We start from the raw sequence: 14677 nt of genomic DNA, 5'->3' as shown, positions 1-14677 counted from the left end.
GGATGGGCTTTGTCCGTGATAAACTGAGCAAATCTCTCTCTTCAAGATTTCTCAGGACGATGAAAAAGAAACGCCCCGTACTTCAGGATGTCGCCGATCGTGTTGGTGTGACCAAAATGACGGTCAGCCGTTTTTTACGTAACCCGGAACAGGTTTCCGTAGCGTTGCGTGGCAAGATTGCCGCTGCTCTCGATGAACTGGGTTATATCCCCAACCGCGCACCCGATATTCTTTCTAATGCCACCAGTCGTGCGGTGGGCGTCCTCCTGCCTTCTTTAACTAACCAGGTCTTTGCCGAAGTGTTGCGCGGTATTGAAAGCGTCACGGATGCGTTTGGTTACCAGACCATGCTGGCACACTACGGCTACAAACCGGAACTGGAAGAAGAACGTCTTGAATCGATGCTTTCCTGGAACATCGATGGCCTGATTTTAACTGAACGTACTCACACCCCCCGTACGCTGAAGATGATCGAAGTGGCCGGGATCCCGGTGGTGGAACTGATGGACAGCCAGTCGCCGTGCCTTGATATTGCCGTGGGTTTTGACAACTTCGAAGCGGCGCGGCAGATGACGGCGGCGATCATCGCGCGTGGTCATCGTCATATCGCCTACCTGGGTGCGCGTCTTGATGAACGTACTATCATCAAACAGAAGGGATACGAGCAGGCGATGCTTGACGCAAATTTAACCCCGTACAGCGTGATGGTGGAGCAGTCCTCTTCCTATACGTCGGGTATTGAGCTGATGCGGCAGGCACGGCGCGAGTATCCACAACTGGACGGTATTTTCTGTACCAACGATGACCTTGCGGTCGGTGCAGCGTTCGAATGCCAGCGTCTGGGGCTGAAGATCCCCGATGATATGGCGATAGCCGGTTTCCACGGCCATGACATCGGCCAGGTGATGGAGCCGCGTCTGGCGAGCGTCCTGACACCGCGTGAACGCATGGGTCGCATTGGCGCAGAACGCCTGCTGGCGCGCATTCGCGGTGAAGCGGTTACGCCAAAAATGTTAGATTTAGGTTTCACCTTGTCACCGGGTGGATCTATTTAATCCGACAAATTTGAAGTAGCTCACACTTATTCACATCGCGCACGTTTGGATATTGCTTCTCTTTTGCCCCGGCAGGACAATGTTACCGATAACTGTTACCCGTAACAATTGACTGAGGGACACCCTTTGAGCACGACTAATCATGATCACCACGTTTACGTCCTGATGGGCGTTTCCGGTAGCGGTAAATCTGCCGTGGCAAGCGAAGTGGCGCATCAACTTAATGCGGCGTTTCTTGATGGCGACTTCCTCCATCCGCGCAGCAACATCATGAAGATGGCCTCCGGCGAGCCGCTGAACGACGACGACCGTAAACCATGGTTACAGGCGCTGAACGATGCCGCGTTTGCCATGCAGCGCACCAATAAAGTTTCCCTGATCGTCTGCTCTGCGCTGAAAAAAACCTACCGCGATCTGCTGCGTGACGGCAACCCGAACCTCTCTTTCATCTACCTGAAAGGCGATTTCGACGTCATCGAAAGCCGTCTCAAGGCGCGCAAAGGCCACTTCTTCAAAACCCAGATGCTGGTCACACAGTTCGAAGCGCTGCAGGAGCCAGGTGAAGATGAAAAAGACGTCTTAGTGGTTGATATCGATCAGTCACTGGAGGGTGTTGTTGCCAGCACCATCGAGGTCATTAATAAAAGGCAGTAAGTTTTGAGTACATTAACGCTAGTTTTGACAGCAGTGGGTTCGGTATTGCTGCTGCTGTTTTTAGTGATGAAAGCGCGTATGCATGCTTTTGTTGCTTTGATGGTGGTTTCTATTGGTGCAGGTCTCTTTTCCGGTATGCCGCTCGATAAGATCGCTGCGACGATGGAAAAAGGGATGGGGGGCACACTGGGCTTCCTGGCTATTGTGGTCGCGCTGGGCGCGATGTTTGGCAAGATCCTGCATGAGACGGGCGCGGTCGACCAGATTGCCGTCAAGATGCTGAAATCGTTTGGTCACAGTCGTGCACACTATGCGATTGGCCTGGCCGGTCTGATCTGCGCGCTGCCGTTGTTCTTTGAAGTGGCCGTGGTGCTGCTGATTAGCGTGGCGTTCTCCATGGCGCGCCATACCGGTACTAACCTTGTGAAGCTGGTTATTCCGCTGTTTGCGGGTGTGGCCGCGGCGGCGGCGTTTCTGCTGCCGGGGCCTGCGCCGATGCTGCTGGCTTCCCAGATGCACGCCGACTTTGGCTGGATGATCCTGATTGGCCTGTGCGCGGCAATCCCGGGAATGATTATCGCCGGTCCGCTGTGGGGCAACTTCATCAGCCGCTACGTTGAACTGCATATTCCTGATGATATTACCGAGCCGCACCTGGGCGAAGGTAAAATGCCGTCCTTCGGCTTCAGCCTGTCTCTGATCCTGCTGCCGCTGGTGCTGGTGGGTTTGAAAACCATTGCCGCGCGCTTTGTACCGGTGGGATCTACCGCGTACGAATGGTTCGAATTTATCGGTCACCCGTTCACGGCAATTCTGGTGGCGTGTCTGGTGGCGATTTATGGCCTGGCGATGCGTCAGGGGATGCCGAAAGACCGCGTGATGGAAATCTGCGGTGCTGCGCTGCAGCCAGCGGGCATTATCCTGCTGGTGATCGGTGCGGGTGGCGTGTTCAAACAGGTGCTGGTGGATTCAGGCGTCGGTCCGGCGCTGGGTGAAGCGCTGACCGGAATGGGACTGCCCATCGCGGTCACCTGCTTTGTGCTGGCGGCGGCGGTGCGTATCATTCAGGGCTCCGCGACCGTGGCCTGTTTAACGGCTGTTGGCCTGGTGATGCCGGTGATTGAACAGCTGAACTACTCCGGTGCGCAGATGGCGGCGCTGTCTATCTGTATCGCAGGTGGTTCGATTGTGGTGTCGCACGTGAACGATGCGGGCTTCTGGCTGTTCGGTAAATTTACCGGTGCAACCGAAGCGCAAACCCTGAAAACCTGGACGCTGATGGAAACTATCCTCGGCACCACGGGTGCGATTGTCGGGATGATTGCGTTTACGCTGCTGAGCTAACCCCGGTTTTCGCCCTCTCCCTGTGGGAGAGGGTTGGGGTGAGGGCATCAGGCCGCAGAGATCTTATTTTGTCGGGTGGCGGCTTCGCCTTACCCGACCTACAAGTCACTCCGTTTTGCATTTACCTTGCTATCCCTTCATCCACGCACGTATCCCGTCCAGGAACATCTGCGTCGCCATCATCACCAGAATCAGCCCCATCAAACGTTCCAGCGCATTGACCCCTTTCTCGCCCAACAGGCGCAGGAATAGCGACGACTGCAGCAGAATAATGAACGTTCCGCCCCAGGCAATCAGCAAAGCAATCACCAGATGGCTCATCTGGTTGGGATACTGATGCGACAGTAGCATCAATGTGGCCAGAATGGTCGGCCCGGCGACCAGCGGGATCGCCAGCGGTACGATAAACGGCTCTTCACCCGCAGGCAGGCCGCTGCTGCTGCCTTCCGCGCTCGGGAAAATCATCTTGATGGCAATCAGGAACAGAATAATTCCGCCGGAAATGGAGACCGTTTCGGCACGCAGATTCAGGAAGGCGAGAATTTTTTCCCCGGCAAACAGGAAGATAAACATCACCAGCAGGGCGATAAGCAGCTCGCGGATCATGATTGCCCGGCGGCGCTTGGGTTCGGTGTGCTTCAGCACCGACATGAAGATCGGCAGGTTTCCCAGTGGATCCATTATCAGGATCAATAAAACCGCCGCAGAAATGATTTCACTCATGTAAATTAGCCCTGAATTTCTCTATGGTTATTAGGATGATTAGCTCTTTTTCTGATTGCCGGGCAATCATCGATTAATTTCGCTTGCGACTTTGGCAGCATTTTGTAATGTGAAGCATATCCCAGTTCAATACTGGCTTGCACAAACAGCACACACCCTCTGCAGGAAACAAATGCTATGAAAAACGTTGGTTTTATCGGCTGGCGCGGTATGGTCGGCTCTGTACTCATGCAACGCATGGTTGAAGAGCGCGATTTCGACGCTATCCGCCCGGTCTTCTTCTCCACTTCCCAGCTCGGCCAGGCTGCACCGTCCTTTGGTGGTACCACAGGCACGTTGCAGGATGCTTACGATCTGGAAGCGCTGAAGGCACTCGACATTATTGTGACCTGCCAGGGCGGCGATTATACCAACGAAATCTATCCAAAGCTGCGTGAAAGCGGCTGGCAGGGCTACTGGATTGACGCGGCCTCTTCGCTGCGTATGAAAGACGATGCCATCATCATCCTCGACCCGGTGAACCAGGGCGTGATCACCGACGGCCTGAACAACGGCGTGAAAACCTTTGTCGGCGGTAACTGCACCGTCAGCCTGATGCTGATGTCCCTCGGTGGCCTGTTCGCGCAGGACCTGGTGGAGTGGGTCTCCGTGGCGACCTACCAGGCCGCATCCGGCGGCGGTGCGCGTCACATGCGTGAACTGCTGACCCAGATGGGCCAGCTGCACCAGAGCGTTGCGACCGAGCTGGCAAATCCGGCGTCAGCGATCCTCGATATCGAGCGTAAAGTCACCGAGCTGACCCGCAGCGGCGAACTGCCTGTCGATAACTTTGGCGTACCGCTGGCCGGTGGCCTGATCCCGTGGATCGACAAACAGCTGGATAACGGCCAGACCCGTGAAGAGTGGAAGGGTCAGGCGGAGACCAACAAAATCCTCGCTACCGCGAACACCATTCCGGTTGACGGTCTGTGCGTGCGTATCGGCGCGCTGCGCTGCCACAGCCAGGCCTTCACCATTAAACTGAAAAAAGATGTGTCTATTCCGACCGTGGAAGAGCTGCTTGCCGCACACAACCCGTGGGCGAAAGTGGTGCCAAACGATCGCGATATCACCATGCGCGAATTGACGCCTGCGGCCGTCACCGGCACGCTGACCACGCCGGTTGGCCGTCTGCGTAAGCTGAACATGGGGCCAGAGTACCTCTCCGCGTTCACCGTGGGTGACCAGCTGCTGTGGGGTGCCGCAGAGCCGCTGCGCCGCATGCTGCGCCAGCTGGCGTAATAATTTGTTAAACACGGGGGGTGATTATCGCCCCCCTTTTTGTGCGTACTACATGGAGTAAAACGCAGATGTCTTATTTTTTATCAGGAGGAACCTCGTCGTTGGCTATGCTTTAAGGAAGATTTATTTCTCACCTGAGGGTAGGACGGAGCAGAGAGGATGAGCTGCACCGTTTAGGTCACATTAAAAGTCGTCCCGGAGCGAATAAAAAGGGCGACATAAAAAAACAGGATGAATACCATGTCCGATCGTATTTCGAGAGACGTGATTAATGCGCTTATTGCGGGTCATTTTGCCGACCCCTTTTCTGTGCTAGGGATGCACCGTACAGAGGCCGGGCTGGAAGTTCGCGCGCTGTTACCGGATGCCACAGAAGTGTGGGTCATCGAACCCAAAACCGGCCGCAAGGTGGGTAATCTGGAATGCCTCGACTCACGTGGCTTCTTCTCGGGCGTCATGCCCCGTCGTAAAAACCCCTTTCGTTATCAGCTTGCCGTCATCTGGCACGGTCAGCAAAACCTGATTGACGATCCCTATAGCTTTGGCCCGCTCTTAAAAGAGATGGATGCCTGGCTGCTGTCCGAAGGCACCCATCTGCGGCCTTATGAAACGCTGGGTGCCCATGCGGATACCATGGATGGTATTACCGGCACGCGGTTTGCCGTGTGGGCGCCAAACGCCCAGCGCGTCTCCGTCGTCGGGCAGTTCAACTACTGGGACGGTCGTCGTCACCCCATGCGCCTGCGTCGGGAAACCGGCATCTGGGAGCTGTTCATCCCCGGCGCGCATAACGGTCAGCTCTATAAATTTGAGATGATCGATGCCAACGGCAAGCTGCGCATTAAGGCTGACCCGTACGCCTTTGAAGCGGAGCTGCGCCCGAATACTGCCTCGCTTATTTGCGGCCTGCCGGAGAAGGTGGTCCAGACGGAAGAGCGCAAGCAGGCTAACCGCTTCGACGCGCCAATCTCCGTTTATGAGGTGCATCTCGGCTCCTGGCGTCGCCACACCGATGACAATTTCTGGCTGAGCTATCGTGAGCTGGCTGACCAGCTGGTACCGTACGCCAAATGGATGGGCTTTACCCATCTGGAGCTGCTGCCGGTTAACGAGCACCCGTTCGACGGAAGCTGGGGCTATCAGCCCACCGGGTTATACGCACCGACGCGCCGCTTTGGCACGCGCGACGACTTCCGCTATTTCGTTGATGCCGCACACGCCGCCGGGCTGAACGTCATTCTTGACTGGGTGCCGGGTCACTTCCCGTCGGATGATTTTGCGCTGGCCGAGTTCGACGGCACAAAACTGTACGAGCACAGCGACCCGCGCGAAGGCTATCACCAGGACTGGAATACGCTGATCTACAACTACGGTCGTCGTGAAGTCGCGAACTATCTGGTCGGGAACGCGCTTTACTGGATCGAGCGTTTCGGCATTGATGCCCTGCGCGTGGATGCGGTGGCGTCGATGATCTATCGCGACTATAGCCGCAAAGAGGGCGAGTGGATCCCGAACGAGTATGGCGGTCGCGAGAACCTGGAAGCGATTGAGTTTCTGCGCAACACCAACCGCATTATTGGCGAGCAGGTCGAGGGCGCGGTGACGATGGCGGAAGAGTCCACCGACTTCCCGGGCGTTTCCCGTCCGCCGTCAATGGGTGGCCTGGGCTTCTGGTACAAGTGGAACCTGGGCTGGATGCACGACACGCTCGATTACATGAAGCTCGACCCGGTTTATCGTCAGTATCATCACGATAAGCTTACCTTCGGGCTGCTCTACAACTACACCGAAAACTTCATGCTGCCGCTGTCGCACGATGAAGTGGTGCACGGTAAAAAATCCATTCTCGACCGCATGCCGGGCGACGCGTGGCAGAAGTTTGCCAACCTGCGCGCCTACTACGGCTGGATGTTCGCCTTCCCGGGCAAAAAACTGCTGTTTATGGGCAACGAGTTCGCCCAGGGGCGCGAGTGGAACCACGATACCAGCCTCGACTGGCATCTGCTGGAGGGCGCTGACAACTGGCACCACGGCGTGCAGCGGTTGGTCCGCGATCTGAACCTGACCTACCGCCACCATAAAGCACTGCACGAGCTGGACTTCGATCCGTACGGTTTTGAGTGGCTGGTGGTGGACGACAACGAACGCTCGGTGTTTGTCTTTGTGCGCCGGGATAAAGCGGGCAACGAGATTATCGTTGCCAGCAACTTTACGCCGGTTCCACGTCATCATTACCGCTTTGGCATTAATCAGGCCGGTAAATGGCGCGAAATCCTCAACACCGATTCCATGCATTACCACGGCAGTAACGCCGGTAACGGCGGACTGGTCCAGAGTGATGCCATCGAAAGCCACGGGCGCCCCAACTCCCTGAGCCTGACGCTGCCGCCGCTCGGTACCATCTGGCTGGTGCGGGAGGGCGAATGACGCAGCTTACGGCAGGTAAACCCGAACCGCTCGGGGCGAGCTTTGACGGAAAGGGTGTGAATTTCACCCTCTTTTCTGCTCACGCGGAGCGGGTCGAACTCTGTGTGTTTGATGGGGAAGGTAACGAACATCGTTACGATTTACCGGCGCGCACCGGGGATACCTGGCACGGCTACCTGGCCGGTGGGCGGCCAGGGATGCATTACGGTTTTCGCGTTCACGGCCCCTGGGCGCCTGCTCAGGGGCACTGGTTTAACCCGGCAAAGCTGCTGATTGACCCCTGCGCCCACCGCGTGGAAGGCGAGTTTAAAGACGACCCAATTTTCCACGTCGGCTACGGGGAACCCGACCACCGCGACAGCGCCCACGTAGCCCCAAAAAGCGTGGTGGTGGGCGATCGCTACGACTGGGAAGACGATGCCCCGCCGGGCACGCCGTGGGGCAACACCGTGATTTACGAGGCCCATGTAAAAGGGCTGACCTATCTCCATCCGTCTATTCCCAAAGAGATGCGCGGCACCTATAAGGCGCTCGGCCATCCGACCATGATCGCCTATCTGAAACATCTCGGGATCACCGCGCTGGAGTTGTTGCCCATCGCCCATTTCGCCAGCGAGCCTCGCCTGCAGCGACTGGGGCTGAGCAACTACTGGGGCTATAACCCGCTGGCGATGTTTGCGCTCGACCCCCGCTACGCCGCCCACCCGGACAAGGCGCGGGACGAGTTTCGTGATGCGGTGAAAGCGCTTCATGCGGCCGGTATCGAAGTGATTCTGGACGTGGTGCTGAACCACAGCGCGGAAAGCGATCTTGACGGTCCGACGCTCTCCATGCGCGGAATTGATAACCGTAGCTATTATTGGATCAGAGAGGATGGTGATTACCACAACTGGACCGGTTGCGGTAACACGCTCAACCTCAGCCATCCGGCGGTGACGCATTTTGCGTATGAATGCCTGAAATATTGGGTGGAAACATTCCACGTCGACGGTTTTCGTTTTGACCTGGCGCCGGTAATGGGCCGCACACCGGGGTTCAGCCAGCAGGCGCCGCTGTTTGAGGCGATCAAAAACTGCCCGGTGCTCTCGCGGGTGAAGCTGATTGCCGAGCCGTGGGACATTGGTGAAGGCGGCTACCAGGTGGGGAACTTCCCGCCGCTGTTTGCCGAATGGAACGACCACTATCGCGATGCCGTACGCCGCTTCTGGCTGGAGAGAAGCCTGTCGCTGGGGGAGTTCGCCGGACGCTTTGCCGCTTCCAGCGATCTGTTTAAACGTGATGGCAAACGACCGTCTGCCACCGTCAACCTGGTGACCGCGCATGATGGTTTTACGCTCCGGGACTGCGTTTGTTTCAATCAGAAACACAATGAGGCAAATGGCGAGGAGAATCGCGATGGCACTAACAATAACCATAGCTTTAATCATGGTATAGAAGGGTTAGGCGGAAGTCTGGATGTTATTGAGCGGCGACGCGCCAGCGTGCATGCGCTGCTGACGACGCTTTTGTTGTCGCAGGGCACGCCGATGCTGCTGGCAGGGGATGAACATGGCCACAGCCAGCACGGTAACAACAACGCCTATTGCCAGGACAACACCTTAACCTGGCTCGACTGGGGAGAAGCGAACAGCGGCCTGATCCACTTTACCGCGGCGCTAATCTACCTTCGTCAGCAGATCCCCGCGCTCACCGCCAACCGCTGGTGGGAGGAGGGCGACGGCAACGTTCGCTGGCTGAATAAAGACGCGCAACCGTTAAGCGCGCAAGAGTGGCAACACGGCGTACCGCGCCTGCAGATCCTGCTTTCGGATCGCTGGCTGGTTACGCTGAACGCGACGGATGACGTCGCTGAGATTGTTTTACCTGACGGGGAATGGCGCGCCGTTCCCCCCTTTGCCGGAGCGGATAATCCGGTAGTAATGGCTGTCTGGCACGGGCCTGCGCACGGAGTGTGCGTATTCCAAGATGATAAAAAAGGAGTTAGTCATGGTTAGATTAGAGAAGAACGATCCCTTAATGTTGGCACGCCAGCTCCCCTTAAAAACGGTTGCCCTGATCCTCGCTGGCGGGCGCGGAACCCGTCTTAAAGATTTGACCATCAAGCGCGCCAAGCCGGCTGTTCACTTTGGTGGTAAGTTCCGAATTATCGATTTTGCACTGTCCAACTGCCTGAACTCAGGTATTCGCCGCATTGGCGTCATTACGCAGTATCAGTCGCACACCCTGGTGCAGCATATTCAGCGCGGCTGGTCGTTCTTCAGCGAAGAGATGAATGAGTTTGTCGATCTCCTGCCTGCCCAGCAGCGTGTTCACGGTGAAAACTGGTACCGCGGCACCGCTGATGCGGTGACCCAGAACCTCGATATCATTCGCCGCTACAACGCGGAGTACATCGTGATCCTCGCCGGGGACCACATCTACAAGCAAGACTACTCCCACATGCTCATCGACCACGTCGAGAAAGGGGCGCGCTGCACCGTGGCGTGTCTGCCGGTGCCCGTTGCCGAGGCGACGGCGTTTGGCGTGATGCACGTGGACGCGGACGATAAAATTATCGACTTCGTTGAAAAACCGGCCAACCCACCAACCATGCCGGGAGATGACACCAAATCGCTCGCCAGCATGGGGATCTATGTCTTTGATGCAGATTACCTTTATGAGCTGCTGGAAGAAGACGACAAAGACGAACACTCCAGCCACGACTTCGGTAAAGACATCATTCCGAAAATTACCAAAGCTGGCATGGCCTATGCACATCCTTTCCCGCTGTCCTGCGTGCAGTCAGATCCGAATGCGGAACCTTACTGGCGCGATGTGGGAACCCTGGAAGCGTACTGGAAAGCCAACCTCGATCTGGCCTCCGTCACGCCTGAGCTGGATATGTACGACCAGAACTGGCCGATCCGTACCCATATGGAATCCCTGCCGCCAGCGAAATTCGTTCAGGACCGCTCCGGCAGCCACGGCATGACGCTGAACTCGCTGGTCTCTGGCGGGTGCATTATCTCCGGCTCGGTGGTGGTGCAGTCGGTGCTGTTCCCGCGCGTGCGTATAAACTCATTCTGTAATATCGATTCGGCGGTGCTGCTGCCGGATGTCTGGGTCGGGCGTTCGTGTCGTCTGCGTCGCTGCGTGATCGACCGTGCCTGCGTCATTCCTGAAGGAATGGTGATTGGTGAAAACGCGGAAGAAGATGCACGTCGCTTCTACCGTTCTGAAGAGGGGATCGTGTTAGTCACACGGGAAATGTTGCGGAAGCTGCAGATCAAACAGGAGCGATGATGCAGGTTTTACACGTATGTTCTGAGATGTTCCCGTTGTTAAAAACGGGCGGCCTGGCGGATGTTCTTGGTGCATTACCCGCGGCGCAAATCGCTGGCGGAGTCGATACCCGAGTCCTGCTGCCTGCCTTCCCGGATATCCGGCGCGGCATTCCCGATGCAAAGGTGGTGACGCGTCGTGACACCTTCGCCGGACGCATTACCCTGTTGTATGGACATTACAATGGCGTGGGCATCTACCTGATCGACGCGCCGCACCTATATGACCGACCAGGTAGCCCGTATCACGATACGAACCTGTTTGCCTATACCGACAACGTGCTGCGTTTTGCGCTGCTCGGCTGGGTTGGGGCTGAAATGGCGGTAGGGCTGGATCCGTTCTGGCGCCCGGACATTGTCCACGCACACGACTGGCACGCGGGGCTCGCTCCGGCATATCTGGCGGCGCGCGGCCATCCGGCGAAATCGGTCTTTACGGTGCATAACCTGGCGTATCAGGGCATGTACTACGCCCATCACATGAATGACATCGATCTGCCATGGTCGTTCTATAACATGCACGGGCTGGAGTTTAACGGGCAGATCTCGTTCCTGAAGGCCGGGCTTTACTATGCCGACCACATCACGGCCGTGAGCCCGACCTACGCCCGTGAAATTACGCAGCCGGAGTTCGGCTACGGCCTGGAAGGGTTGCTCCGTCAGCGCCATCGTGAAGGGCGTTTGTCGGGGATCCTTAACGGTGTCGATGAACAGATCTGGAACCCGGAGACCGACCTGCTGCTCGCGGCCCGCTATGGCCGTGATTCCGTGGAAGACAAAGCGGAAAACAAACGCCAGTTACAAATTGCGATGGGGCTGAAGGTCAACGACAAAGTGCCGCTGTTTGCGGTGGTGAGCCGTCTGACCAGCCAGAAAGGGCTGGACCTGGTGCTGGAGGCCCTGCCGGGTCTGCTGGAGCAGGGCGGACAGCTGGCGCTGCTCGGCGCGGGCGACCCGGTATTGCAGGAAGGATTCCTGGCGGCAGCGGCGGAACACCCGGGGCAGGTGGGCGTGCAGATTGGCTATCACGAAGCGTTCTCGCACCGGATCATGGGCGGCGCGGACGTCATTCTGGTGCCGAGCCGTTTCGAACCTTGCGGCCTGACGCAGCTCTACGGCCTGAAGTACGGCACCCTGCCGCTGGTGCGACGCACGGGCGGGCTGGCGGATACGGTATCTGACAGCTCACTGGAAAACCTGGCGGACGGTATCGCCAGCGGGTTTGTCTTTGAGGACAGTAATGCCTGGTCGCTGCTTCGGGCGATTCGGCGTGCTTTCGTCTTGTGGTCCCGTCCGTCGCTGTGGCGTTACGTTCAACGTCAGGCGATGTCCATGGACTTTAGCTGGCACGTTGCGGCGCAGTCATACCGCGATCTCTATCAACGCTTGATGTAACGAGGCGAAGTTACTGATATGAACGCTCCTTTTAGCTACTCTTCCCCCACGCTCAGCGTTGAGGCGTTGAAGCACTCTATCGCCTATAAGCTGATGTTTACCATCGGGAAAGATCCGGTCATCGCCAACAAACACGAGTGGCTCAACGCCACCCTGTTTGCGGTGCGTGACCGCATGGTTGAACGCTGGCTGCGCTCCAACCGCGCCCAGCTGTCGCAGGAAACACGTCAGGTTTACTACCTGTCGATGGAATTTTTGATTGGCCGCACCCTCTCTAACGCGCTGTTATCGCTCGGTATTTACGATGACGTTAAAACCGCGCTGGAAGAGATGGGGCTGGACTTAGAAGAGCTGATTGACGAAGAGAACGACCCGGGGCTCGGTAACGGTGGCCTGGGGCGACTTGCCGCCTGCTTCCTCGATTCGCTGGCGACGCTGGCCCTGCCGGGGCGTGGCTACGGCATTCGCTACGACTACGGGATGTTCAAGCAGAACATCGTGGACGGACGTCAGAAAGAGTCCCCGGACTACTGGCTGGAATACGGCAACCCGTGGGAGTTTAAACGACACAATACACGCTATAAGGTGCGGTTTGGCGGACGTATTCAGCAGGAAGGGAAAAAGTCCCGCTGGGTGGAAACCGAAGAGATCCTTGCCGTCGCCTATGACCAGATTGTCCCGGGCTACGACACCGATGCGACCAATACGCTGCGTCTGTGGAACGCGCAGGCCAGTAGCGAGATTAACCTGGGTAAATTTAACCAGGGCGACTACTTCGCGGCGGTGGAAGATAAAAACCACTCCGAGAACGTCTCCCGCGTGCTCTACCCGGACGACTCGACCTATTCCGGGCGCGAGCTGCGCCTGCGTCAGGAGTATTTCCTCGTCTCCGCGACGATTCAGGATATCCTCAGCCGTCACTATCAGCTGCACAAGACCTACGCCAATCTGGCGGAAAAAACCGCCATTCACCTCAACGATACCCATCCGGTGCTGTCGATCCCGGAGCTGATGCGTCTGCTTATCGACGAGCATAAGTTCAGCTGGGACGATGCGTTTGAGGTGACCTGTCAGGTCTTCTCTTACACTAACCACACGTTGATGAGCGAAGCGCTGGAAACCTGGCCGGTGGATATGCTCGGCAAAATTTTGCCGCGCCACCTGCAGATCATCTTTGAAATTAATGACTACTTCCTCAAGACGCTGCAGGAGCAGTATCCGAACGATACCGGCCTGCTGAGCCGCGCTTCTATCATTGATGAATCGAACGGTCGTCGCGTACGCATGGCCTGGCTGGCGGTGGTGATCAGCCACAAGGTGAACGGGGTTTCAGAGCTGCACTCGAACCTGATGGTCCAGTCGCTGTTTGCGGACTTTGCGAAGATCTTCCCGACGCGTTTCTGCAACGTGACCAATGGCGTCACGCCGCGTCGCTGGCTGGCGCTGGCAAACCAGCCGCTTTCTGAGGTGCTGGATGAGCACATTGGCCGCACCTGGCGAACCGATCTCAGCCAGCTGAGCGAGCTTGAACAGCACATTGATTTTCCGGCGGTGAACAAAGCCGTACGAGAAGCCAAGCTGCTGAACAAGAAACGTCTGTCAGTCTGGCTGGCGTTACATCTGAACGTGGTGGCGAACCCGAAAGCGCTGTTCGACGTACAGATCAAGCGTATTCATGAGTACAAGCGCCAGCTGATGAACGTGCTGCATGTGATCACCCACTATAACCGCATCAAGGCCGATCCGACGGCGGAGTGGGTGCCGCGTGTGAAGATCTTTGCCGGTAAGGCGGCGTCCGCTTACTACATGGCGAAGCACATCATTCACCTCATCAATGATGTGGCGAAGGTGGTCAACAACGATCCGGATATCGGCGACAAGCTGAAGGTGGTCTTTTTTCCTAACTACAGCGTCAGCCTGGCGCAGCTGATCATTCCGGCGGCCGATCTCTCTGAGCAGATCTCCACCGCCGGGACGGAAGCGTCCGGCACCAGTAACATGAAGTTTGCCCTTAACGGCGCGCTGACCATCGGCACGCTGGACGGGGCCAATGTCGAAATGCTGGAGCACGTGGGGGCGGAAAATATCTTTATCTTCGGGAATACCACGGAAGAGGTGGAGGCGCTGCGCAAGAAAGGCTACTCGCCGCGTGAGTATTACGAAGAGGATGAGGAGTTACGTCAGGTGCTGACGCAAATCGCCACCGGGGTGTTTAGCCCAGACGAGCCAGGGCGCTATCGGGACCTGGTGGATTCGCTGATTAACTTTGGCGACCACTATCAGGTGCTGGCGGATTACCGCAGCTACGTGGATTGTCAGGACAGGGTGGACGAGCTTTATCGTCAGCAGGAGAAGTGGACCTGCGTCGCGATGCATAACATCGCCAATATGGGGTATTTCTCGTCCGACAGGACCATTAAGGAGTATGCCGAGAATATCTGGCATATTGATCCGGTGCGGTTGTAAAAACAAAGCCCG

Annotated in this window: 10 protein-coding genes; 9 read left to right on the top strand and 1 reads right to left on the bottom strand. The window is 57.0% G+C overall.

All coding sequences use genetic code 11. From position 1 onward, the window contains the following. Nucleotides 1-59: 59 nt before the first annotated feature. The 3 genes from gntR (at nt 60) to gntU (ending at nt 3053) form a co-directional block, all read left to right on the top strand. Nucleotides 60-1055, top strand: coding sequence for a gluconate operon transcriptional repressor GntR (gntR, locus tag AC2FAK_RS18220; RefSeq protein WP_014833579.1), 996 nt, complete (start codon nt 60-62; stop codon nt 1053-1055). A gap of 126 nt (nt 1056-1181) precedes the next feature. Then, on the top strand, nt 1182-1709 hold the full coding sequence (gntK, locus tag AC2FAK_RS18215; RefSeq protein WP_038420757.1) for a gluconokinase: 528 nt from the start codon (nt 1182-1184) through the stop codon (nt 1707-1709). Nucleotides 1710-1712: 3 nt separating this feature from the next. Further along, a complete protein-coding gene (gntU, locus tag AC2FAK_RS18210) occupies nt 1713-3053 on the top strand; it encodes a gluconate transporter (protein WP_014833577.1) in 1341 nt (446 codons plus the stop codon). A gap of 129 nt (nt 3054-3182) precedes the next feature. Here gntU and yhgN read toward each other — a convergent pair whose 3' ends face one another. Beyond that, nucleotides 3183-3776, bottom strand: coding sequence for an NAAT family transporter YhgN (gene yhgN / locus AC2FAK_RS18205; RefSeq protein ID WP_003861574.1), 594 nt, complete (start codon nt 3774-3776; stop codon nt 3183-3185). A 177-nt stretch (nt 3777-3953) separates the two neighbouring features. On the opposite strand from yhgN, the gene asd reads away from it, so the two are divergent. The 6 genes from asd (at nt 3954) to glgP (ending at nt 14665) form a co-directional block, all read left to right on the top strand. Then, nucleotides 3954-5057, top strand: a complete 1104-nt coding sequence (gene asd, locus AC2FAK_RS18200) for an aspartate-semialdehyde dehydrogenase (protein ID WP_029883894.1) — start codon at nt 3954-3956, stop codon at nt 5055-5057. A 240-nt stretch (nt 5058-5297) separates the two neighbouring features. Continuing rightward, nucleotides 5298-7484: a 1,4-alpha-glucan branching enzyme gene (gene glgB / locus AC2FAK_RS18195; RefSeq protein WP_095455461.1), complete on the top strand. Its 2187-nt coding sequence runs from the start codon at nt 5298-5300 to the stop codon at nt 7482-7484. Continuing rightward, a complete protein-coding gene (gene glgX / locus AC2FAK_RS18190) occupies nt 7481-9478 on the top strand; it encodes a glycogen debranching protein GlgX (protein ID WP_095455462.1) in 1998 nt (665 codons plus the stop codon). Before glgB ends, glgX begins: the two co-directional genes overlap by 4 nt. Next, a complete protein-coding gene (gene glgC / locus AC2FAK_RS18185; protein ID WP_013099110.1) occupies nt 9471-10766 on the top strand; it encodes a glucose-1-phosphate adenylyltransferase in 1296 nt (431 codons plus the stop codon). Before glgX ends, glgC begins: the two co-directional genes overlap by 8 nt. Then, nucleotides 10766-12199, top strand: coding sequence for a glycogen synthase GlgA (gene glgA / locus AC2FAK_RS18180; protein WP_013099109.1), 1434 nt, complete (start codon nt 10766-10768; stop codon nt 12197-12199). Before glgC ends, glgA begins: the two co-directional genes overlap by 1 nt. 18 nt (nt 12200-12217) lie before the next feature. After that, nucleotides 12218-14665 (top strand): glycogen phosphorylase, encoded by a 2448-nt coding sequence (gene glgP / locus AC2FAK_RS18175; protein WP_095455463.1) that lies wholly within the window; start codon nt 12218-12220, stop codon nt 14663-14665. Nucleotides 14666-14677: the final 12 nt, after the last annotated feature.

It is taken from the genome of Enterobacter cloacae complex sp. 394F7, assembly GCF_057320385.1.
Note: the sequence above shows the minus strand (reverse complement) of the source record. Positions and strands in the feature narration are given on the sequence as shown.

Bases quoted from the DNA above. Each gene is read 5' to 3' on its own strand.
- glgA (WP_013099109.1), top strand. From the start codon at position 10,766: ATGCAGGTTTTACACGTATGTTCTGAGATGTTCCCGTTGTTAAAAACG.
- asd (WP_029883894.1), top strand. From the start codon at position 3,954: ATGAAAAACGTTGGTTTTATCGGCTGGCGCGGTATGGTCGGCTCTGTA.
- gntR (WP_014833579.1), top strand. From the start codon at position 60: ATGAAAAAGAAACGCCCCGTACTTCAGGATGTCGCCGATCGTGTTGGT.
- glgB (WP_095455461.1), top strand. From the start codon at position 5,298: ATGTCCGATCGTATTTCGAGAGACGTGATTAATGCGCTTATTGCGGGT.
- yhgN (WP_003861574.1), bottom strand. From the start codon at position 3,776: ATGAGTGAAATCATTTCTGCGGCGGTTTTATTGATCCTGATAATGGAT.
- glgP (WP_095455463.1), top strand. From the start codon at position 12,218: ATGAACGCTCCTTTTAGCTACTCTTCCCCCACGCTCAGCGTTGAGGCG.
- glgX (WP_095455462.1), top strand. From the start codon at position 7,481: ATGACGCAGCTTACGGCAGGTAAACCCGAACCGCTCGGGGCGAGCTTT.
- glgC (WP_013099110.1), top strand. From the start codon at position 9,471: ATGGTTAGATTAGAGAAGAACGATCCCTTAATGTTGGCACGCCAGCTC.